Origin of the sequence: Nocardia sp. 348MFTsu5.1 (genome assembly GCF_000383535.1) — a bacterium.
Classification (GTDB): domain Bacteria; phylum Actinomycetota; class Actinomycetes; order Mycobacteriales; family Mycobacteriaceae; genus Williamsia; species Williamsia faeni.
Map to the genome: position 1 here is coordinate 68352 of NZ_KB911509.1, position 21612 is coordinate 89963.

Genomic DNA, 21612 nt, shown 5'->3' on the forward strand with positions numbered 1-21612 from the left:
CACAAGCAATTAAGGCACGCTCGGCGGTCGGATCGGCACGCTCGGCGGGTTGTGGCCCGTCGGTGACTAGCCGGTGGCGACCGGGTTGGTCGAATCTGAACTCCACTGAGACCACGAACCCGGGAAGAGCGAAGCATCCACGTCAGCGATCTTCAATGCGACCAAGTCGACAGCGGCGGTAACTCCCGAACCGCAGTAGACACCAACAGGACCGCTGCCGTCTGCGCCGGCGCCCGCGAAGAACTCACGCAACTCGGCGGCGTCGCGGAACAGGCCGTTCTCGTCGAGGGTTCCGGTACTCGGCGCGTTGCCGGCACCCGGAATGTGTCCTGCCACGGCGTCGACCGGCTCGACCTCACCGCGGTAGCGCTCGGGAGCTCGGGCATCCACCAGCACTCCGGCAAACTCGGAGACCTGCTCGGCCGTCAGTGTCGGGAGCGCACCGGTATAGAGGTCCGGATGGGTGACCACGACGTCTCCGACAACGGGGTTCTCGGTGCCTTTGTCGAGTTCGTTGCCCGCGGCAACCCAGGCGGTCAGTCCGCCGTCCAGGATCCGGACATCGACGATACCGGCGGCACCGAGTACCCACCAGGCTCGTGCCGAACCGGCGCGATTCCAGTCGTCGTAGACCACGACGGGCACGCCGGCGCGCACACCCCAGCGCCGAGCCGAGGCCTGCAGTGCGTCGCCACCCGGAAGCGGATGACGACCACGACCGGTCACCGAATGATCAGACAGCTCGGAATCGAGGTCGACGTACACCGCACCGGGTATGTGACCGGTTTCGTGGTCGGCGCTGCCGTCTGGTTGATCCAGTCGCCAGCGGACATCGAGCACGGTTACCGGGTCTGGCCCGGCGATCAGATCGGCCAGCTCTGCCGCCGAGATCAACACCTCGTCGCGCGCCATCAGGCAACACCCTGCAAGCGTCGACGGCCCGCGAAGTGGGCGGACACCGCACTCACGGCCGCATCTTCGACCTCGGTGTCCAGTCCTCGACGAGCCACCAAGCGCACATCGATCGTGCCCATCGCCGGCAGGTCCGTGATCTCCCGCAATCCCTCGGGAACGGCCCCGGAGAACGGCAGCAGCGCGATGCCCAATCCAGCCCTGGTCCCGGCGAGTACCCCGTCGAGGTTGCCCGACTCGGCACTGACCGTCACCGCATGCCCCAGTTCATCGAGCTGGGCGATGGCACGGAGCCGCAATCCACACGGTTCTTCGAAGGCCACGAGCGAAATCGGACCGTCGATCTCCGACAGGTCCCAGCCCGACGCAGCGACCCACTTCAGGTTGAGGGAGCCGACCTCGGCGCCCACCGGATCGGGGTTGCCACCCAGGACAACTGCCAGATCGAGGGCACCTTTGCTCACCGATTCGGCAAGGGAGGTCGAGCGATCGATACGGAACTGGACCCACACTTCCGGATACGCACCGCGCAGAGCACCGAGCAGATCCGGCAGCAGCCCGTCTCCGGCGTGTTCGGTGGAGCCGATGGTGAGCTTGTCCGGTACCGACACCGAAAAACGTTGCAGCACTTCGTCTTGTGCGGTGAGCAGCTTGCGGGCCTCGAGTACCAGTCGCTCCCCCGCGCCGGTGAACCGGGAGCCACGACCGTCTTTGACCACCAGCGACTGTTTGAGCCGCTTCTCGAGCAGTCGCACATGCTGACTGACAGTGGGCTGACTCAGGTGTAGCGAGTCGGCAGCACGGCGAAAGCCACCGGTCTCGGCAATGGCCACCAGCGTGCGCAGGTGGACCAAATCCAGAGGGTCTGCCATCTCAGCTCACCTGTTTCTAGAGAGTTGTCGGTCTGTGTACCTCTGTCATACCCGGCGTCCTATACATCTGCCCAATCCGCGGGCACTTTGATTCTCGGCGATCCAAACCCTGGCCTAAACACGTTTTGTAGTGCCTTCTGATTGCATCGGCGGGTGCAATGACCTGCGGAGATGCCATCGGGAGCACCGATCGGTTGTCATCGGCAATACCAATCGAAAACGGTGATCAGAACCCTGGTTCGACCGGACCAACGCCCCTAGCATCCCTTCACGAACCAGGCACGGATTTTCACCGACCTGCTCCCCCACAGTCAGTCCAGGAAGGACCACCATGAGCGCCGAACCCCAGTCATTGCCGGCCACCGCGGCGTCGAAGGTCGAGTTCATCAGCCTCACGCACCTCAATCCGTCGACCGAGCTGAACCCGGTTCCCGCCCGCGGAATCGACCTCCCGTTCTTCCGCCGCTACGTGCGGGCCCTGGAGGACGGCGGCTTCGACCTCACCCTGCTGCCCTACGGCTCCAACACCGCGGACTCGTTTGTCCTCGCCTCCGCGGTCGGACAGCTCAGCGACACCATCAAACCGATTGTGGCCCTGCGACCCAACACCGTCTTCCCGACCGTTGCCGCCCAGCAGCTGGCCACACTGGATCAGCTGACCGAAGGCCGTGCCGTGGTCCACCTGATCTCCGGCGGCAACGACGCCGAGCAGGCCCGCCAGGGTGACTACCTCACCAAGGAGGAGCGCTACACCCGCACCGACGAGTTCGTGGACATCCTGAAGAAGTCGTGGACCGAGACAAAACCGTTCTCCCACAGCGGGACCCACTACAAGTTCGACAACTTCGGTCCCGGATTCGCCCCCTATGGCGCGAACATCCCGATCTCCATCGGCGGCCAGAGCGATGCCGCATTCGAAATCGGTGGCCGCAAGGGCGATATCTTCAGCTTCTGGGGAGAACCCTTGGCGGACATCAAGAGTCAGATCGAGCGGGTTCACCAGATCGCCGCCGAGTCGGGGCGTACCGACAAGCCGCGGATCTGGGTCACATTCCGTCCCATCATCGATCGCACCGACGAGCTCGCCTGGGCCAAGGCCTACGACTACGTCGAGCGCATCGAGGCCAACTTTGCCTCGAACCCGGTGTACAAGGCCTTCGGGGCGCAGACACCGCAGAACGTGGGATCGCAACGCGCGCTTGACTTCGCCAACCGCAAGGACATCTACGACCGGGCCCTGTGGACCCGGACGGCAGCAGCGGTCAACGGCGCCGGTGCATCCACCGCGCTGGTCGGCAGCGCGGAGACCGTGGCCGCAGCCATCCTCGACTACATCGACCTGGGCGCCGACCTGGTCTCGATCCGCGGCTACGACACCCTCAACGACGCCATCGACTACGGCCGTTACGTGGTCCCGCTCGTCCGGCAGGAACTCGCGCACCGGGAAGCGACCGGAGGTCGTGGCTCGCTGCAGGCCGACCACCTCGGCGCATTCGCGACGGCGGCACAGGCATGACCGCCGTTTCGGTCAGCCCGATCACGCTGACGGTGCCCGACGTCTCACCGGCCGGGCTGAAGGCACTGACAGCTGAAGTCGCCGCCACCGCAGAACAATACGATCGCAGCGGCGACATCCCCGTCGCCGGACTGGAAGCCGCCCACCGCGGCGGCTACCTCACCGCGTCCGTCGCCGCCCGTTTCGGCGGACCCGAACTGGGCCCGTTCGACATCGTGAAGATCCTTGTCGCACTGGGCGAAGGTGATCCGTCGGTGGCCCTCATCGCCGCCAACAACCTGGCCCTGCACCAGATGCAGGCGGCCACCAACTCCTGGCCCGCCGACATCTACGCCGACCTGCTGCATCGCTCGGCGCAGGGACCCGCTCCGGTCAACGTGATCCGGGCCGAGCCCGAACTGGGTGCCCCCGCCCGCGGCGGTCTTCCGAAAACCACGTTGAGCCGCACCGATTCCGGGTGGGTCCTCAACGGACGCAAGACCTTCGCCACCGGCGGCACCGCGCTGGCGTACCACCTGGTGTGGGCCGTCACCGACGAAGCCGAGCCCCGGGTCGGGCACGTGATCGTGCCCGCCGAGGCGAATGGGATCACCTGGCACGAAACCTGGGATCATCTGGGACTGCGGGCATCCAATACCCATGACGTCAGCTACTCCGATGTCGAGGTGCGGGCCGAGAACTTCCAGGAGATCCCGAAGACCGACGGCGTCTACCGCGATCCCGCGTCGGCCACCGGCCCCACGGGTTTCGGCCACCCCGCGCTGTACGTCGGAGTTGCGCGGGCGGCCCGTTCGGCATTCGCCACCTACGCCCGGGAGCGCGTACCGACCGCGCTGGGTCGCCCGATTGCCGAGACCGAACGCATCCAGACCGTGGCCGGTGAGATCGAAGCCCAGATCGTGCAGGCCGAGACGCTTCTCTACGGGACGCTGCTGCGGGTAGAGACCGACGATCCCACTGTCGCAGCGGGACTCTCGCTGGTGAAGGTCCAGATCGCCCGCTCGGTGATCGCCGCGGTCCAGACCGCCGTCGCGGCGCTCGGCAATGCCGCACTCACCCGCCACAACCCGCTCGAACGACACCTCCGCGACGTGCTCTGTGTGCGCGTGCATCCACCCCAGGAAGACACCGCCCTACTGGCGGCCGGGCGCGCAGTTCTGCGCACCTGACTCCAGCCCCCTACCCAACAATTTCGAAAACCTGAAGGAAAAACACGAAATGCGTCAACACATACGTCCGAGATCCGGCCGATGGAAGGTTGCCGGCGCACTTGCGCTGATGTCAGCCCTGGTCGCCACCGCTTGTAGCTCAGGCAGCTCGGACGCCGACTCCGGACCCTCCGGCGAAGGCCAAGATCCGGTGCGCGGCGGAACTCTCGACATTGCATACTTCCCCGACAACCCGACCTTCAGTTGTGTTGACCCGTTCCAGACTTATTGGATCGAACACCGTTCGGTGATCCGCAACGTCGCCGATTCACTGACCGACCAGAACCCGGACACCGGCGAGATCGTGCCGTGGCTCGCCAGCAAGTGGGAGATCAGCACCGACGGACTCGACTACACCTTCACTCTCCGTGACGGTGTGACGTTCTCCGACGGCGCACCTCTCGACGCGGCGGCCGTCAAGACCAACTTCGACGCGTTTGTCGCCCTGGCAAAGTCCAGCAGCGGCACCGCCTTCGGTGCGAGCTACATCCTCGGTCTCGAATCGACCACCGTGGTCGACCCGCAGACGGTGACGTTCCACTTCACCCAGCCGAACTCGTCGTTCCTGCAGGCGACTTCGACCACGAACCTGGCCCTGCTGTCTCCCGCGTCGTTCCAGAAGACGTCGGAAGAACGCTGCCTCGGCAATTTCGCCGGCTCCGGCCTGTTCGTCCTCGACAACTACACCCCCGGCCAGAGCCTCACACTGAGCCGCCGAGCCGGATACAACTGGGGCTCGAGCCTGTCCAAGAACACCGGCGAGGCCTACCTCGACGCCGTCAAGTACACCTACGTCGCCGAGGACAGTGTCCGCACCGGCAACCTGGTCAGCGGCGCCGTCGACATCGCCTGGCCACGCAACCCGCTCACGGTCGAAGACCAGGAGCTCATCAAGAGTTCGGGCGGATACATCGAGGCCCGGTCGCTGCCCGGTGTGTCGAATACCCTGTTCCCGAATGTCACCGCCGGTAAACCGTTGTCCGACCCGAAGGTTCGCCAGGCGCTGTATCAGGCCACCGACCTCTCGACGAACGCGGCGACGGTCTTCGGACCCGACTACCCGGTCGTCGCAGGTGCCTTCAACAGCACCACACCGTATTTCCAGTCGCAGGCCGACAAGCTGGGCTTCGATCCCGACGCTGCCGGTCAAGCGCTCGACGCCGCCGGCTGGACCCTGGCCCCCGGTAGCCAGTACCGCGCCAAGGACGGCAAGCAGCTGACGCTGACCTTGCCGGTCGTCGGACAGTTCGCCGCCGGCAATGAACTCCTGCAGGACCAGTGGCGTCAGGTCGGCATCGACCTTCAGCTGAAGGTGGTCACCCAGGCGGAAGCTGTCGGCATCTACAAGAGCGGTGATTACGACCTCGTAGGTACGTACTTCACCCGCGCCGATCCCGGTGCGCTGCAGTTCATCCTGGTAGAGGCACTCGCGAATCAGAAGGCACTGGCGCACAACGCCACCACCCCTGAAGTTGCAGCGCAGATCCAGCAGTTGTTCGTCCAGGCCACGCAGACCACCGACGAGGCCCAGACCAAGCAGGCCTACGACGACCTGCAGGCTCTGCTGATCGACCAGGGTGTGACGTTCCCGCTGTTCGAACGTCAGCAGCTTGTCGGACTCAGTAACAAGGTCAACGGTTTCCGGTTCACGTCCGAGAGCTTCATGTCGCTCAACGACACCTGGATCCAGCAGTAACAACCCCCGTTCGGTTGGCCCCGGCGCAGCGTCGGGGCCAACCGGCACAGAAAGGAGCCACAGCCATGTCGAGGTATATCGCAGGCCGGATCGCCCAGGCGGTTGTGGTGTTGTGGGCGGCATTCACCCTGACGTTCGTCATTCTCTACCTGCTTCCGAGCGATGCGGTCGGAATCCAGTTGGGTGCCGCCGGACTCGACCCCGACACGATGTCGCCGGCCGAATTGATTGCGGTCAAGTCCAAGTACGGTCTCGACAAGTCGATGCTCGATCAGTACTTCACGCTCCTGGGCGGTGCGGTGCACGGTGACTTCGGATTGTCGATCTCCAAGCAGGCACCGGTGTCGGACCTGATCGCCGACCGGATCACCGGCACGCTGGTTCTGAGCGTGCTCGCCGGGCTGCTCGCGGTCGTCGCCGGCACCACCCTCGCCTACCTGGCCGCGTTTGTTCAGAACAAGCCGGTCCGGATGTTCCTGGATCGACTACCGGCCTTCGGAGTTGCGGTCCCCTCATTCCTCATCGCGCTGATCCTCATCCAGGTCTTCGCATTCAATCTCGGCTGGCTGCCGTCGATGGGCACCGGTGGGCCGGAACATCTTGTCCTGCCGGTCATCACGATGGCGATCCCCACGACGGCCGCGCTGGCACAGGTATTGACCCGCAGCTTCAACGAAACCCTCAGCGAGCAATACATTGTCACCGCACGCGCAAAGGGGTTGTCGCGGAGTGCGGTCCAGCTCAAACACGCGTTCCGCAATGCCGCACTTCCGGCGTTGACCATCCTCGGTCTGCTGGTCGGCGTGACCGTCACCAGTGCCATCGTCACCGAAACCGTTTACAACCGCAACGGGATCGGCAAGCTCGCCCAGGAAGCGGTCCTGGCACAGGACATTCCGGTGGTGCTGGCCATTGTCGTCCTGGCCGCTGCGGCATTTGTGCTCGTCAACCTGATCGTCGATCTGCTCTATCCGCTGCTCGATCCCCGGATCGCCCATACGACCAAGACAAAGGTGAGCTGACATGACCGAGAAGTTGAAGGATCGTATCGACTTCAGTAGCTCGAGTGTCGGGGCGCTGGGCATCGACCTCCCGGTGGAGCGACCGGTCGGGCGCGAAGACCATTCGCTGACACCGCCGAGTCCCACCGCGCCCGGTGGTCGTTGGGGTCCGCTGCGGAACACCGTCGCCAAAGCGGTGCGGCGACCGCTGTTCATGATCACCCTGGCATTCATCATCTTCGTCGGTGTGTCGGCATTCTTCCCGTCGTGGTTCTCGTCGTACGACCCGTACAAGACGGCGCCGGCGGACCGGCTGGAGGCGCCGAGTTCCACGCACCTCTTCGGGACCGACGAGATGGGCCGCGACCTGTGGACCCGAACCCTCTACGGATCCACGCTGACCATTCAGGCCGCCCTCATCGCATTGTCGATCGCGATTGTCGCGGGGTTGACCCTGGGCGTGGTGTCCGGGTTCTTCGCCGGTATCACCGACTCGGTCATCATGCGATTTGTCGATGTGCTGCTGGCGATTCCGGGTCTGTTGCTGGCGCTGGCCATCGTCACCGCCCTCGGATTCGGCACCGTTCCCGTCGCGATCGCGGTGGGTATCGGGATCGTGCCCGGCTTCGCGCGGACCACCCGTTCCGAGGTGCTGCGCGTGAAGACTCTGCCGTACATCGAGGCCGCCCGGGCCGGCGGAGCATCCTGGTCTCGCGTTCTGATCCGCCACATCCTGCCCAACTCCTGGGGCCCGGTGGCCGTGCTGGCCGTGCTCGACTTCGGTGTCGCGATCATCTCCATCGCCGCGCTGAGCTTCCTCGGCTTCGGCGCCGCACCGCCCAAAGCCGAATGGGGAACGCTCGTGTCGAGCGGACGTAATTTCCTGGTCACCGCACCGTGGGTGTCGTTGATGCCCGGTCTGTTCATCGCGGCCACCGTTCTCTCGCTCAACCACATCGCCAAAACCTTTCAGGAACTCGAACGATGAGCACCAACCTCTCGAAAGCCGCACCGGCCCAAACACAGAACTCTTCGCCGGTGGCCCCGCTGGTCGACATCAGCGGGCTGAACATCGGCTATCAGCGCAACCGGAAGATCGTGCCCGCGGTCCACGACCTGGACCTGCAGGTCCATCCCGGCGAAGTCGTCGCGGTGGTCGGCGAATCAGGATCGGGCAAGACCACGACCGCGAACGCGATCATCGGTCTGCTCCCGGCGAACGGACGCCTCACGTCGGGATCGATCAAGATCGCCGGCACCGAGATCGCCGGAGCCAAGGAGAAAGTCGTACGGAGCCTGCGGGGTTCGGTGGTCGGACTCATTCCGCAGGACCCGATGGTCGGCCTCAACCCCACCCAACGGATCGGGGTGCAGGTCGCCGAAGCGGTGAAACTTCGTGGCGTGAAAGGCCCGCAGATCGGCGACGAGGTCGCCGACGCACTTACCAAGGCCGGACTCGAGGACCCGCAACTGCTCGCCAAGCGCTACCCGCACGAGCTGTCCGGTGGGCAACGCCAACGAGTGCTGATCGCCATCGCCCTGGCCGGCAAACCCGATCTGATCATCGCCGACGAACCGACCAGCGCCCTGGACGTCACCGTGCAGGCCCGCATCCTCGATCACCTCGAGTCACTCGTCCGGGACACCGGGATCGCACTGCTGATCATCACCCACGACCTCGCCGTCGCCGCCGACCGCGCCGACCGGGTGGTTGTGATGCAGCACGGACGAATCGTCGAGCAGGGCTCGCCCGCAAGGATTCTGGTGGATCCCGCCGACAGCTACACCCGCCGGCTGATCGGCGCCGCACCCGCGTTGGCGCAGGGCGGCATCATCAAACCGCGCTTCGTGGTCGCCGACGAGCAGGTCGAGGTGAGCAATCCGATCATCGAACTCACCTCCGTCGTCAAGAAGTTCCAGATCAGCCGCACCGAAACGTTCACAGCACTCGACGACATCTCGGTGCGGGTCGCACCGGGTCGCACCCACGCACTCGTCGGCGAATCCGGTTCGGGAAAGACCACCACCCTGCGAGTGGCGATGGGGCTCGAGAAACCGACGACGGGCCGAGTGCTGTTCGAGGGCACCGACATCACCGACCTCTCCTGGCGCGAGCTCCGACCGCTGCGCCGTCGGTTCCAACTGGTCCACCAGGATCCTTTCGCATCGCTCGACCCACGCTTCACGGTGCGCGACAGCATCATCGAACCACTGGTGTCCTTCCGGATCGGTGACCGAAACAGCCGTCACAAGCGGGCAGCGGAACTACTCGACCAGGTCGGTCTGCCGCAGAATCATCTCGACCGACTGCCGGTCGAACTGTCGGGTGGACAGCGCCAGCGCGTCGCGATCGCCCGCTCGCTGGTCCTCGAACCCGAGGTCATCCTGCTCGACGAACCGGTGTCCGCGCTGGACGTCTCAGTCCAGGAACAGATCCTCGAGTTGCTGACCGAACTCCAGGAGCGCCTGGGCCTGACGTACCTGTTCATCTCCCATGACCTGGCCGTGGTCGCGCAGATTGCACACACGGTGTCGGTGTTCGAGAAGGGAAAGATCGTCGAATCCGGTTCGGTGGCAAAGGTCTTCCAGAATCCGTCCGACCCGTACACCCAGCGGCTCCTCGATGCGATTCCGGGCAAGCGCGCAGCCGGGCGTGTCGTCGCACCGATCGCCCGGTGAACGCAGTCGATACGGGTTCTGCACGCGAATACCTCGAAGGTGGCGCGGGAACAGTGCCCGCGGACAATGAACAGCAGTGGCGGCGTTATGCCATCTATCCGCGCCCACTCGCCGGTGTCAGTTCCGTCGACCTATCGATGGACATATTCGGTCACCGAATCGACTTGCCGGTGCTCGCCGCAGCATCGGCCGCGCATGGCCTGTGGCACCCGGACGGTGAAGTCGAGACCGCGCGCGGGGTCCGGGCGGCCGGTTCGATACTCGCGCTGAGCCACGGATCCACCCGGTCGCCCGCTCAGGTGGCGCCTCACAGCGGCCCCTACCTGCAACAGCTGTACCTGCCGCAGGAACGAGATGTCGCGCTGCCGTTCATCACCGAGGTGACCGGCCTCGGCGCGATCGGACTGATCCTGACCATCGACCAGATTCCCGTGCCGTTCGAGCAGCCCTTCCGGCTTGCCGGTCAGGCCGGAGCCGTTGTGCCGCACTGGCAGGCGTACCCACCGGGCACACTGCCCGCGTCATCGTTCAGCGCTGCCGACATCACCTGGCTGACCGGCCATTCCGAACTGCCGGTGATAGTCAAAGGCGTCATGCACCCGGACGATGCCCGCGCCGCGATCGATGCGGGGGCCGGGGCGATCGTGGTGTCGAACCACGGTGGCCGCCAGTTCCCCGGTGCCGCAACACCTGCCGAGGTGCTCTCCTCGGTGGCCGCGGCGGTCAACGGTCGAGTGCCGGTCTACGTCGATTCCGGGATCCGCGGCGCGGATGACGTGGTCCGGGCGCTGTGTCTGGGCGCCGATGCGGTGTTCCTCGGTCGTCCGATCGTCCGGGCGTTGGCCGCTGGAGGAGCAAGTGCCGTCACCACACTGCTGACCGAACTTCGCGACCAGGTGGCCTCACTGCTCGCCCTCGCGGGTGTCGGCAACCTCGCCGACTGCGGACCCGGGATGCTGCTGGCCAGATCCGCTGGGGGCGTCCAGTGATGCGCGCGTCGGGACTTCCGCAGCACACCGACGACGACCTGGTCCGCACCGATCGGCACGGCACCGTGATTCAGGGACTGCGCGCCATGGTGTCGGGCGCTGTCGCACATCCGGTACCGGCGACCATCGCGACGATCGCCGGGGTGATCAATGGCGCGACCATGGTCGCGGGTGCGATCGCAGTCGGTTATGCGACAGATCAATTCATCATCCCGTCGCTGGAAGCGGGCAGGCTGATCGTCTCCGCGATGTGGATCACGATCGCGGCGATACTCGGTATCTCGACCATCCGCTGGATCACCATCGTGATTCGCGGTGTGGCCACCGGACGTGTGCAATATGCGTCCCAGCAACGGACCCGACGAGCGGTGACCCGGAAGTACCAACGCTTTTCGCTGGACTGGCACCGCGGCCACTCCCCCGGGCAACTGCTGTCCAACGCCGTCTCCGATGTCGAGGCACATTGGTCTCCGATGGCGAACTTCTTCTTCGCCGTCGGCATGGTGGCCATGCTGGCGCTCGCCATGGTCCGGCTCTTCGGCTACGACGTCTGGCTCGGTCTGATCGCGGTGGTGTTGGTCATTGCCGTGTTCGGGATCAACATGCTCTACCAGCGGATGCTGACCCCACGCACCCGGACCGCGCAACGTGCCCGCGCCGATGTCGCACGGGTCGCCTACGAGAGCGTCGAAGGCGCCGAGGTGGTGCGCACACTCGGTCTGGCCGACACCGAATGCGATCGATTCGCACCGCGCATCGCCGCCCTGCGGGAGGCGAACATCAAGGTCGGCAACGTCAGCGGCGTCTTCGATCCGCTCCTCGAATTGCTGCCCACCGGGGCTATTTTGGCGGTGTTGGTGGTCGGTGCCGGGCGAGTGGTCGACGGGTCCCTGACCGTGGGCACCCTCGTCGAAGTGGTGTATCTGCTGCTCACGATCACCATTCCGCTCAGTGTGATCAGCCGGTTCCTCGGGATGCTGCCGATGTCGGCGGCCGGTGGCGAACGGGTGAGCGCAGTGTTGGCCAGTGGCGAGGAACCGACCCACGGTGACCAGGTTCTCCCCGGAGTCGGGGCGACGGCGGTATCGGTCCGCGGCGCCGGTCTGATCCGCGGCGGCACCCACGTGCTGCGCGACGTCAGCTTCGACCTGTTTCCCGGCGAGGTCGTGGCCGTGGTCGGCGCGACGGGGTCGGGCAAGACCAGCATCTGCGAGCTCGTGGTCCGGCTCACCGACTCCCACTCCGGATCCGTCACGCACAACGACATCCCGGTGGCGGACTTCGCCGAGAACGCCATCGCCGCCGGCACCGCACTGGTGCCGCAGACCGCGTTTCTGTTCACCGGCTCGGTGCGCGAGAACGTCACCATGTGGAACGACCACAGCGACGACGAGGTGTGGGAGGCGTTGCGGCAGGCCCGGATCGACGAGTTTGTCCGCGGCCGTGCTGATGGTCTCGATCATGCGGTGGGCGAAATGGGTGCCGGATTGTCCGGTGGTCAGCGCCAACGCATCGCCCTGGCGCGTGCCTTGATCCGGCGGCCTCAACTGCTGGTCCTCGACGACGCGACATCCGCGCTCGACCCGGTGGTCGAGGCCGAGGTTCTCACCAGCATCGCCGCCCTGGCAGCGGCACCGGACGGACCGACGATCCTGGTGGTCGCGGCGCGGTCGGATTCGCTCGCTCTCGCCGATCGCGTGCTGTTCGTGCGCGACGGCACCATCGTGGACAGCGGCCCGCACGACGACGTCGCGGCCCGGCAGGACGACTACCGCCGCATCGTCACCGCCTATTCCGCCGGGTCAGCTGACCTGCACTCCGATCCCGAGGAGAGCCATGCCGGCGCTTGCTGATCTCAGTGCGGCCTCACCACTCGCGCTGGTACGCACCGGGATCCGGCTCACCCCGGTGCTGGTGTCCGGGCTACTTGTCACCACGATCGCGGCGGTGATGGCCGGCGCCGGTCGCATCGTGGCACCGCTGACGGTGCAGTATGCGATCGACCACGGGTTGAGCGATCCGGATCATCCGCACTCGTCCGTGGTGACCAATGCTGTGGCAGTGGGCGGTGCCGCGCTCGTGGTCGCCGCGCTGGCCTCGATGTTGATGAATGTCCGGCTGTACCGGCGCGTCGAGCTGGCCTGTGAATCGTTGCGGGCCAAGGGTTTGGCACGTATTCATTCAATGGACCAGGCGACCGTCGCCACGAGCCGCAACGCCGACCTGATGTCGCGGTTGACCAGCGATGTCGACACGGTGTCCACGTTCGCCCAGACCGGTGGCGTGGTGTTGCTGACCAACATTGCGCAGATGCTCATCGCCGCCGCGATCATGCTGGTGTATTCGTGGCAGTTGTCGCTGGCCGTATTCGCGGTGACCGCCCTCGTGGTCGGTGTCATGCGGTTGTTGCACAACGTCATCGTCCGTCGTTTCGATGTGGTTCGCGACCGGATCTCCCTGCTGCAGTCCGCCATTGCCGAGACCGTGCACGGCGCCGCGGTGATTCGGTCGACGAGTTCGTCGGCGCGGGTGCAGACCCGTATCGACGGCGCCATCTCCGAGGTTCACCGGTCTCAGAAGAAAGTCCTCGTTCCGCTGCACCTGAACACCTCGCTCGGGGAGGTCGCGATCGCGTCGGTGACGGTCGTGGTGATCGTCGGCGGAGTGTGGTTGTCCACCAGTGTTGTTCCGGGTGAACTGAACACCGGAGAACTGGTGGCGATGGTGTTCCTGGTGACGTTCTTCGTCCGCCCGCTGCAGTTGCTCATCACGATGCTCGGTGAGGCGCAGAACGCGGCCGCCGGGTGGCGTCGGGCGATGGAGATCGTGCTGACCGAGTCGGTGACGATCGACGCCGGCGATTCCAGCGCGCCGAAGCCCGGACCCATCGAGGTCGACGTCACCGATGCCGTCGTGCGCTACGGGTCCGGCCCGCTGGTGTTCGACCGATTGTCGGTGCACATCGGGGCCGGCGAACACGTCGCCGTGGTGGGTAAGACCGGTTCGGGGAAAAGCACATTCGCGAAGATGATCAGTCGTACGATCACGATGTCGAGTGGTCAGGTGGCGCTGTCCGGGGTGCCTCTGCAGCAGATCGCCGACACCGAACTGCATGGCCGACTTGCGATTGTGCCGCAGCATCCGTTCCTGTTCGACACCACCGTCGGAGACAACATCGCCATCGGGGTCCCCGGCGCCGGCCCGGCCGAGGTCAACGAGGTGATCGATTCCCTGGGACTGCGGGACTGGCTCGCCGCGCTGCCCGATGGGCTGAGCACCCAGGTGGGACTGCGCGGAGACCTGCTGTCGGCCGGGGAACGGCAACTCGTGGCGCTGGCCCGAACTGCGCTCGTGGATCCCGATCTGCTGATTCTGGACGAGGCGACCAGCGGACTCGATCCGGCGACCGATGTCCGGGTGCAGCATGCGCTGGCCACCCTCACCCGTGGCCGGACCACCATCTCGATCGCACACCGGATGGTCACCGCCCGGGCTGCCGATCGGATCCTGGTGTTCGAGGCCGGGCAGATCGTCGAATCCGGTTCGCACGAAGTTCTTCTCGCAGCGGGCGGTGCCTATGCGTCGCTCTACCGGGTGTGGGCAGTTCATGCCGATCCCCTCTCCTCACCTCTCGAAAGGACTTCGCCATGACAGTGCAGAGTGCAGCCGAAAGGCGCACGGCGGCTGCCACATCGGCACCCACTCGGATCAAGCTCGGCTTCAATTCCCGGGTGGCCTTCCCGTCCGGCCCCGGCAACGCCGAACGCGGGTTGCGCGACGGCATCGAATTGTTCCGGGTCGCCGAACAACTCGGCTACGACTCGGGCTGGGTGTACCAGCGTCACTTCGACAACTACCTGGCCAATCCCCTCACGTTCCTCACCGCGGTGGGTCAGCACACCTCGCGGATCAGGCTCGGAACCGCGATCATCGCGATGCGCTACGAAGATCCGTTGCTTCTCGCCGAGGCCGCCGCCACCGCGGATCTGCTGACCGGGCGGCGCCTGGAACTCGCGATCGGCACCGGACAGGGCAATTTCGACGCGCTGTTCGGCAGGGACCCCGCGAACGGGCGAACCGAATCGCGGCAACGCCTGGCCCGCTTTCTGTCCGCGATCACCGGTGAGGTACTCGGCGTCGTGGACCGGGCCGATCAGGGTGCACCCCTCGGCACCGAACTTCGGATCAGTCCGCAGAGTGAGACCCTCATCGACCGCATCTGGTACGGCGCCGGATCCATCGAATCGTCCGCCCGAACCGGTGTCCAGGGCCTGAACATGCTGCTCGGAACCATCATTCAGGACGCGGTCCCCGGAACCGTCGGCGACTATCACGCCGAGGCGATCGCCGAATATCGACGCACCTACACCGGCAGCAACCCACGGGTCGGGGTGAGCCGGTCGGTGCTCCCCGCCACCAACCCCGAGTTGGCCAACCTCTATCGCGACTACGACATCCAGCGGCAAACGCAGGGTCCGGCCGCGGCCCGGCCGGACGGCGCCCTGGCCCCCACCGCGCTGCCGGCGGGTATGACGGTTGTTCCCGCGCTCCGCGGAACGCCGTCACAGGTGGTCGACATGCTCGCAGCCGATGCATCGGTGACGGCCAGTGACGAACTGGTGCTGTTCCTGCCGCCGTCGTTCACCTTGAGCCAGAACATTCGATTGCTCGAAGACGTCGCACAAACCGTTGCACCACACATTGGTTGGAGTCCCCAGACCAATTCCGACGATCCCCTATCCACCGAACAAGAGAGCGCATCATGACAACCTCAACGACCACCGCCACCGATTCGTGGACCGACAGCTGGCAGGCCTGGCACGTCGAGCGCATCACCGCCGCGACCAGCCCTCACGGGCTTGCGTCGGTCACCGGCACTCACTGGCTGGGTGAGGAGCCCCTCGAGATCGATTCGGTGCCCGGGACGTGGACCACGCGAGATGGCAAGGCCGTCAACGCGAATTCAGACGGTACCGAGATCACACTGGCACCGGGTGAGACCTACGTGATCGACCGGCTTCGGCTGACCACCCTCGGCCGCGACGGACAGATCGCGATCCGGGTGTTCGATCCCCAGGCTCCGACCCGCGCCGGACTGGCCGGGATCGATGCTTTTGAACCCGATCCCGCCTGGGTGATCACCGGCGTCGTCGAGTCCGTGGGCAACGACCTCCCGTTCGAGCACGTGGACGGATTTGTCGCCGCGAAGAACACCGTGCAACTTCGGATCAAGGTCGACGGCAGTGAGCGGACAGTGACGGCGATCGCCGCACCTGACGGTAGCGCCCAGATCGTGTTCGCCGACAGCACCAATGGCAACGAGACACAGCGGTTCCGGTTCCTGAATGTGGAGGTCGGCGACGTCGGCGACATCGTGACCGTCGATTTCAACCGGGCATTCCTGCCGCCCTGCACCTTCACCGATCATTTCCTGTGCCCGCTGCCGCCAGCGGAAAACCGGTTCGACTTCCCGGTACGTGCAGGTGAGAGCAAGCTGATCCGGCACTAGCAACCTGCCCTGGGATCGTCCCCGAGAACATGGGCCGCTGGCATATTGCCATCTGCTAGCCCAGATCGGGACGATCTCAGGGCCGGATGCGATGGCGCCCGGCCCGGGTGATCGCGCGCACGTCGGCGAGCACGTCGTCCCAGCCATAGAGGACGTCGTCATAGGTGATCCGCATGGTCAGCCATCTGCCCAGGAGCGCCTTGCGGTCCCGGTGCCGATCATTTTGGTAGTTGGCCAGACTCGTGTGGTGCTCTTTGCTATCGCACTCGATCAGCAGGCGCCCGACCCGTAGATCGACATGGCCGACGTCCGGAATCTGCGGTTGCACATGGACGGTGAACCCCGCCGCCCGCAACCTCAGCCGGGCAAACGACTCCGTCCCGGATTGGGAACTCGGATCACACCTCGCCATCAGCTCACGTATCCGATACGGCACAGTCCCCATTGCGCTCTGGAGATCGGAAACCGTCAGGCTTGCCGTGTTCAATGCCGAGTCACAGACCACAATCCAATCCTCGGCTTTCATGCATTTCACCGCGCAATCCAGGGCGATCGGCACCGAATCGAGCGCCGTGACCACAGGGAGCGGGCGGCCTGATCCCTGACAACTACGCCCACGCGGCTTTTTGCCATATTTGCTGAATCGCGCATGGACACCGTCGTAGCCAGGGGGTACCCAGAGTCCGTGCCGGCGCAACGCCGACACACAACCGAGTGCTCCTCCCCTTCGGACTGCTTCCACCACAGCGGCATCCGCGATCGGAGTCGCATACCAGCCGGGACGCAGCCGAATCAGCGATCCGTCTCGGACCTGCTTGCGAACATCCCAGTCGTCGAGTCCCAGTTGCCGCAGCTCAGCCAAGCTGAAAACACCAAACTTCATAGCTATCGGACGCACGGCGGGCCATCGGTGGCCCACCCCCTGAGATCGTCCCCGAGAGCATCTACCGCCGGCATATTGCCATCTGCTACCCCAGATCGCGACGATCTCAGGGCCCGTCGTGTCACACTTCGCCGATGAAGGGAAGCGTTGCGGTGATCGGCGCCGGGCCGGGTGGGCTGGTCGCGGCGCGGTGGCTGCTCGCGCAAGGCTTCGATCCGACGATCTTCGAACAGGGCCCGATGGTCGGCGGGCAATGGACCGGCCTTGGCGCACAAAGTGGCATCTGGCCGACCATGTACACCAACACCAGTCGTGTCCTGACGGCGTTCAGCGATCTCGAGCACGTCACCGACCGGGCGTTTCTGCCATTCACGGAGATCCGCACCTACCTGCAGCGGTACGCGGAGATGTTCGATCTCATCACGCGGACCCGGTTCGGCACGCGGGTCGACCTCCTCAGCCGCGACGGTGACGGATGGCTGGTGAGCCACAGCGGTACCACCGAGCGGTTCAACCGGGTGGTGGTTGCAAGCGGTCGATTCCAGAAGCCGGCGATCCCGGACGTGCCGGGGCTCGACACGTTCGACGGACCGGCGGGGGTCATCTCGTCCTATGACTACCCGGGTTCGGCCCCCTACCGCGGCCTCCGAGTCCTGGTGGCCGGCTGCGCAATCAGTGCGCTCGAGATAGCCGCCGAACTCACCCAACTGGGCGCCGACCGGGTCGTGCTCACCCAACGGCGCCAGCGGTACGTCCTGCCGAAGTTCGCCGCCGGGGTTCCCTCGGACCACCGGATCTTCACGCGCTATGGCGCCCTCGCCAACGAGATGCTCGCGCCTCCTGAGATCGATCGGCAATTGAAGGAAATCGTGGTCGAGGCCGGTGGCAGCCCGGAGCAGTACGGTGCCCCGGTGCCGAATCCGTCGCTCTTCGCGGCCGGCGTCACCCTCAACCAGCAGTTCCTGCCACTGGTGGCCGAGGGCCGAATCACCGTGCGACCGTGGATCGAATCGATCAGCGGTGGGGTCGTGACGTTCAGCGACGGCGCGAGCGAGGAATTCGACGGCCTGGTATTCGGCACCGGCTTCGATCTCGACATCCCGTTTCTCGACGAGGACATCCGCACCACCCTCGACATCGACGCCGTGCATCTGGATGCAGACCGGTACACCTTTCACCCCGAGCTCCCGACCTTGGCCTTCATGGGTATGTGGGACCAGTCCGGCGGGTTCTTCGTGCCGCTGGAACTGCAGGCGCGATGGCTGGCGTACACGTGGGACGGAGTCATTCCGCCGGTCGACGATACCCAGCAGCGGCAGGCGATCGCGGCCTACCGGGCCCGGCGCGGCTTACCCCAGAAAAGTCGCATGAACCTGGCCGCAGTGACTTTCGCGCGGGCAGCCGGTGTCGAACCGCGACCGGACAACTGGCCCGACTTGCGACGGGCGCTGCTCTTCGGCCCACTGGCCCCGAGTTGCTTCCGGCTCGAGGGTCCCGATGCGCTCCCAGACGCTCCGGACCGGTTCGCGCGGGAGGCCGCGGCCTTCGGTGCGATCACGTCGAACGAGTTCACTGAGCGCGAGACGCGCTACTGGTCGATGGTCGAGAGGTCGCAGTAGCGCCATACGACCGCTGAGAGAGTGCGGTAACGCCGGTGTAATCCGGAAGAAACCCCAGCGGCCTAACGTCCCGATCATGAGCCCTGCTGACTCCACGGGAGCAACACAGACGGACGCGGAACGATCCGTCGCAGCCACCAAGAGCCGCCCCTTGGGCACCGGGATCAACATCTCGGGTCTGACCAAGGAGTTCAAGACCAGCGGCCTGCGTGGCGGATCATCGGTGACTGCCCTCCATGATGTCGACCTGCAAACCTCCGAAGGCGCATTTCTCTCGTTGCTGGGCCCGTCCGGTTGCGGCAAGTCGACGGTGCTCCGGATCCTCGCCGGGCTCGAGGAGTCCACCACCGGCACCGCATTGATGAATGGACGCTCGCCCAGAGAGCTGCAGTCCCAGCACGAACTCGGTATCGCGTTCCAGGACTCCGCGCTGCTGCCGTGGCGCAGCGTGGAAGCAAACATCAAACTGCCGCTTCAGGTCGCGGGGCTCCCCGTCGACAAGGACGCCATCACCGACCTGATCGAACTCGTCGGCCTCAAAGGTTTCGAGAAGGCAAAACCGGCCACGTTGTCCGGCGGTATGCGTCAGCGCGTGTCGATTGCGCGCGCCCTGGTCGTAAAGCCGACCGCACTGCTCCTCGACGAACCGTTCGGCGCCCTCGATGACATGACCCGGCAACGACTGAACATCGAACTTCTCCGGATCTGGACCGAAAAACCGGCAACCACACTGATGGTCACCCACGGCATCGGCGAGGCCGTCTTCCTCTCCGATGTGGTTGCCGTGATGAGTCCGCGTCCGGGGACGATCCTGGAAACCGTCACGATCGACCTGCCACGTCCACGCGTGCCCGACATGATGCGGACACACGAATTCCACGCCCTGCACGATCACCTCAGCGGTCTTCTGTTCGGCAGCAAGGGATCGGCAGGGGTGGCGTGAGCACCCTCACCGCCGAGAAGCAATCCGTGGAGAAACGTTCCACGGGGGAACGCTTCGCCGACCGGGCGCGGCTCGCCGGAAAGCGCTGGGGTGCAGGGGTTATGGGAATCCTTGCCGTTCTGATCCTTTGGTCGATGGCCGGGCACTTCGAATGGTTCAAAGGCACCATCCCGACACCGTGGGCCGTGATCGAGACGATCCACGAAAAAGGCTGGGAGTACTACGCCCACAACTTCGGTCCGACCATCGAAATGTCGCTGCGGGGCTTCTTCTGGGGCAATGTGCTGGCGATCGGGCTGGCCCTGCTTGTCATCGTCATCCCGCTGATCGAGGGTGTTGCAACACAATTGGCGATCATCAGCTACTGCACACCGATCATCGCGGTGGCACCGATCATCCAGGTCGCATTTGCCGAGGTGCAGACGATGATCGTGTTCCTGGCGGCCATCTCAGTGTTCTTCACGACCATGATCGGCACCCTGTCGGGGTTGAGATCACCACCTCAGGCCAGCCTCGACCTCGTCAAAGTCTATGGCGGCGGCACGATCTCGCAGCTCGTCCGGGTACGGGTCGTGTCGGCATTGCCGGCCACCTTCGCCGCATTGAAGATCGCTGCTCCTGCGGCCGTTCTCGGCGCGGTCCTCGGCGAGTTCCTGGCCATGCCCGAACAAGGTGCCGGACCAGCGCTGATCATCTCCCAGCAGGCCGGCGACATTCCGGCGGTCTGGGCGATCGCCCTGATCACCGGAGCGGTGGCCGGTATCGGCTACGCCATCGTCGCCGTCGTCTCGGTGTACGTCACCCGCTACAGCACCGGAATGGCAGGCAGCAAATGACCGCCACCACAACGGCTCCCCCGTCGGCACCGGTTCCCGCCGACGCAGCCGCCCGGGCGGGTTCGGGCAACGCCAAGGCAATCGCCTGGGAGATCGCGAAGTTCATCGGATCGCTGGTGATCTCGTTCATCTTGATCCTCGTGATCTGGTGGCTGTTCCTTCTGGCCTTCCCCGACATCGGGCCCATCATCGGCAAGACCCCCGTCGATGTCTTCCATTATCTGTTCACCGAACCGACGTCGGCAGAAGATCGCGGCGAGATCATGGCCAACCTGTGGATCACGTTGAAAGACGCGGGGATCGGCTTCGTGTGCGGCATGAGTGCGGCCATCATCGCGGCGGCCCTGTTCGTGATGTTCCGGCCGCTGGCCCAGACTTTCATGCCCATCGCGATGCTGTTGCGGTCGGTGCCGCTGGTGGCGATGACTCCATTGATCACGCTGGTGGTCGGCCGTGGTGTGGCAGTGGTCGCGGTGATGGGTGGCATCGTGGTGTTCTTCCCCGCCCTGGTGATGATCATGACCGGATTGGCCAACGCTCCGCGCCAGATCAACGATGTGATCGTCGCCTACGGTGGCACCCGGCTGACCGCGATGCGGATGGCCTCGCTGCCTTCGGCGGTGCCGGCTTTGTTTGCCGCGGCGAAGGTCTCGGTACCGGGCGCAATGATCGGCGCCACGGTCGCCGAGTGGCTCGGTACCAACGAGGGACTGGGCGCCACATTGCAGCAGGCGCTACCGGCGGCGGCCTACAACGAACTATGGGCATCGGTCCTGGTCATCACAGTCGCGTCGATTGTGTTGTACGCCTTCGTCGGTGTTGCCGAGAAGCTCGTCCTCGCGCAGATGGGAACCAAGCCGACCTGACCCTCGATCAGGCAAATCTCTTTTGTAACAATCTAATTCGCCCACGAAATACGGCGGAAACCGTACCGGCATAACGTGAGCGG

18 protein-coding genes are annotated in these 21612 nt (G+C 65.2%); 15 read left to right on the forward strand and 3 right to left on the reverse strand.

The window, feature by feature from the left end:
* Positions 1 to 66: 66 nt before the first annotated feature.
* Positions 67 to 912: a sulfurtransferase gene (locus tag H290_RS0100330; protein ID WP_020104754.1), complete on the reverse strand. Its 846-nt coding sequence runs from the start codon at positions 910 to 912 to the stop codon at positions 67 to 69.
* Entirely contained in the window at positions 912 to 1784 is an 873-nt protein-coding gene (locus tag H290_RS0100335; RefSeq protein WP_020104755.1) for a LysR family transcriptional regulator, read from the reverse strand. Before H290_RS0100335 ends, H290_RS0100330 begins: the two co-directional genes overlap by 1 nt.
* A 331-nt stretch (positions 1785 to 2115) precedes the next feature.
* On the opposite strand from H290_RS0100335, the gene H290_RS0100340 reads away from it, so the two are divergent.
* The 11 genes from H290_RS0100340 (at position 2116) to H290_RS0100390 (ending at position 16382) form a co-directional block, all read left to right on the forward strand.
* Positions 2116 to 3300: an LLM class flavin-dependent oxidoreductase gene (locus tag H290_RS0100340; protein ID WP_020104756.1), complete on the forward strand. Its 1185-nt coding sequence runs from the start codon at positions 2116 to 2118 to the stop codon at positions 3298 to 3300.
* On the forward strand, positions 3297 to 4469 hold the full coding sequence (locus H290_RS0100345) for an acyl-CoA dehydrogenase family protein (RefSeq protein ID WP_020104757.1): 1173 nt from the start codon (positions 3297 to 3299) through the stop codon (positions 4467 to 4469). Before H290_RS0100340 ends, H290_RS0100345 begins: the two co-directional genes overlap by 4 nt.
* Positions 4470 to 4518: 49 nt before the next feature.
* Positions 4519 to 6204 (forward strand): ABC transporter substrate-binding protein, encoded by a 1686-nt coding sequence (locus H290_RS0100350; RefSeq protein ID WP_020104758.1) that lies wholly within the window; start codon positions 4519 to 4521, stop codon positions 6202 to 6204.
* A 65-nt stretch (positions 6205 to 6269) separates the two neighbouring features.
* Positions 6270 to 7226 carry an ABC transporter permease gene (locus H290_RS0100355; protein WP_020104759.1) on the forward strand — a complete coding sequence of 319 codons (957 nt, stop codon included), beginning with the start codon at positions 6270 to 6272 and terminating at the stop codon, positions 7224 to 7226.
* Between the two features lies 1 nt (position 7227).
* Positions 7228 to 8193: an ABC transporter permease gene (locus H290_RS0100360; RefSeq protein ID WP_020104760.1), complete on the forward strand. Its 966-nt coding sequence runs from the start codon at positions 7228 to 7230 to the stop codon at positions 8191 to 8193.
* Positions 8190 to 9884, forward strand: coding sequence for an ABC transporter ATP-binding protein (locus H290_RS0100365; RefSeq protein ID WP_020104761.1), 1695 nt, complete (start codon positions 8190 to 8192; stop codon positions 9882 to 9884). Before H290_RS0100360 ends, H290_RS0100365 begins: the two co-directional genes overlap by 4 nt.
* Entirely contained in the window at positions 9881 to 10873 is a 993-nt protein-coding gene (locus tag H290_RS0100370; RefSeq protein ID WP_020104762.1) for an alpha-hydroxy acid oxidase, read from the forward strand. The genes H290_RS0100365 and H290_RS0100370 overlap by 4 nt, the downstream gene beginning before the upstream one ends.
* Positions 10873 to 12726: an ABC transporter ATP-binding protein gene (locus H290_RS27370; protein ID WP_020104763.1), complete on the forward strand. Its 1854-nt coding sequence runs from the start codon at positions 10873 to 10875 to the stop codon at positions 12724 to 12726. Before H290_RS0100370 ends, H290_RS27370 begins: the two co-directional genes overlap by 1 nt.
* A complete protein-coding gene (locus H290_RS27375) occupies positions 12710 to 14524 on the forward strand; it encodes an ABC transporter ATP-binding protein (protein ID WP_020104764.1) in 1815 nt (604 codons plus the stop codon). The genes H290_RS27370 and H290_RS27375 overlap by 17 nt, the downstream gene beginning before the upstream one ends.
* Positions 14521 to 15639, forward strand: a complete 1119-nt coding sequence (locus H290_RS0100385; protein WP_020104765.1) for an LLM class flavin-dependent oxidoreductase — start codon at positions 14521 to 14523, stop codon at positions 15637 to 15639. The genes H290_RS27375 and H290_RS0100385 overlap by 4 nt, the downstream gene beginning before the upstream one ends.
* The gene (locus tag H290_RS0100390; RefSeq protein WP_020104766.1) at positions 15636 to 16382 is read left to right on the forward strand and encodes a DUF1684 domain-containing protein; all 747 of its coding nucleotides are present in this window, start codon (positions 15636 to 15638) and stop codon (positions 16380 to 16382) included. The genes H290_RS0100385 and H290_RS0100390 overlap by 4 nt, the downstream gene beginning before the upstream one ends.
* A 76-nt stretch (positions 16383 to 16458) precedes the next feature.
* Here the strand turns inward: H290_RS0100390 and H290_RS0100395 are convergent, their stop codons facing one another.
* On the reverse strand, positions 16459 to 17265 hold the full coding sequence (locus H290_RS0100395; protein ID WP_020104767.1) for a type IV toxin-antitoxin system AbiEi family antitoxin domain-containing protein: 807 nt from the start codon (positions 17263 to 17265) through the stop codon (positions 16459 to 16461).
* 134 nt (positions 17266 to 17399) lie between these two features.
* Between H290_RS0100395 and H290_RS0100400 the strand changes: the two genes are divergently transcribed.
* The 4 genes from H290_RS0100400 (at position 17400) to H290_RS0100415 (ending at position 21529) form a co-directional block, all read left to right on the forward strand.
* The gene (locus H290_RS0100400; protein ID WP_020104768.1) at positions 17400 to 18884 is read left to right on the forward strand and encodes an NAD(P)/FAD-dependent oxidoreductase; all 1485 of its coding nucleotides are present in this window, start codon (positions 17400 to 17402) and stop codon (positions 18882 to 18884) included.
* 76 nt (positions 18885 to 18960) lie between these two features.
* Positions 18961 to 19827, forward strand: a complete 867-nt coding sequence (locus H290_RS0100405; RefSeq protein ID WP_081631446.1) for an ABC transporter ATP-binding protein — start codon at positions 18961 to 18963, stop codon at positions 19825 to 19827.
* A 101-nt stretch (positions 19828 to 19928) separates the two neighbouring features.
* Positions 19929 to 20663 carry an ABC transporter permease gene (locus H290_RS0100410; RefSeq protein ID WP_051121843.1) on the forward strand — a complete coding sequence of 245 codons (735 nt, stop codon included), beginning with the start codon at positions 19929 to 19931 and terminating at the stop codon, positions 20661 to 20663.
* The gene (locus tag H290_RS0100415) at positions 20660 to 21529 is read left to right on the forward strand and encodes an ABC transporter permease (protein ID WP_020104771.1); all 870 of its coding nucleotides are present in this window, start codon (positions 20660 to 20662) and stop codon (positions 21527 to 21529) included. Before H290_RS0100410 ends, H290_RS0100415 begins: the two co-directional genes overlap by 4 nt.
* The last annotated feature ends 83 nt before the right edge of the window (positions 21530 to 21612 follow it).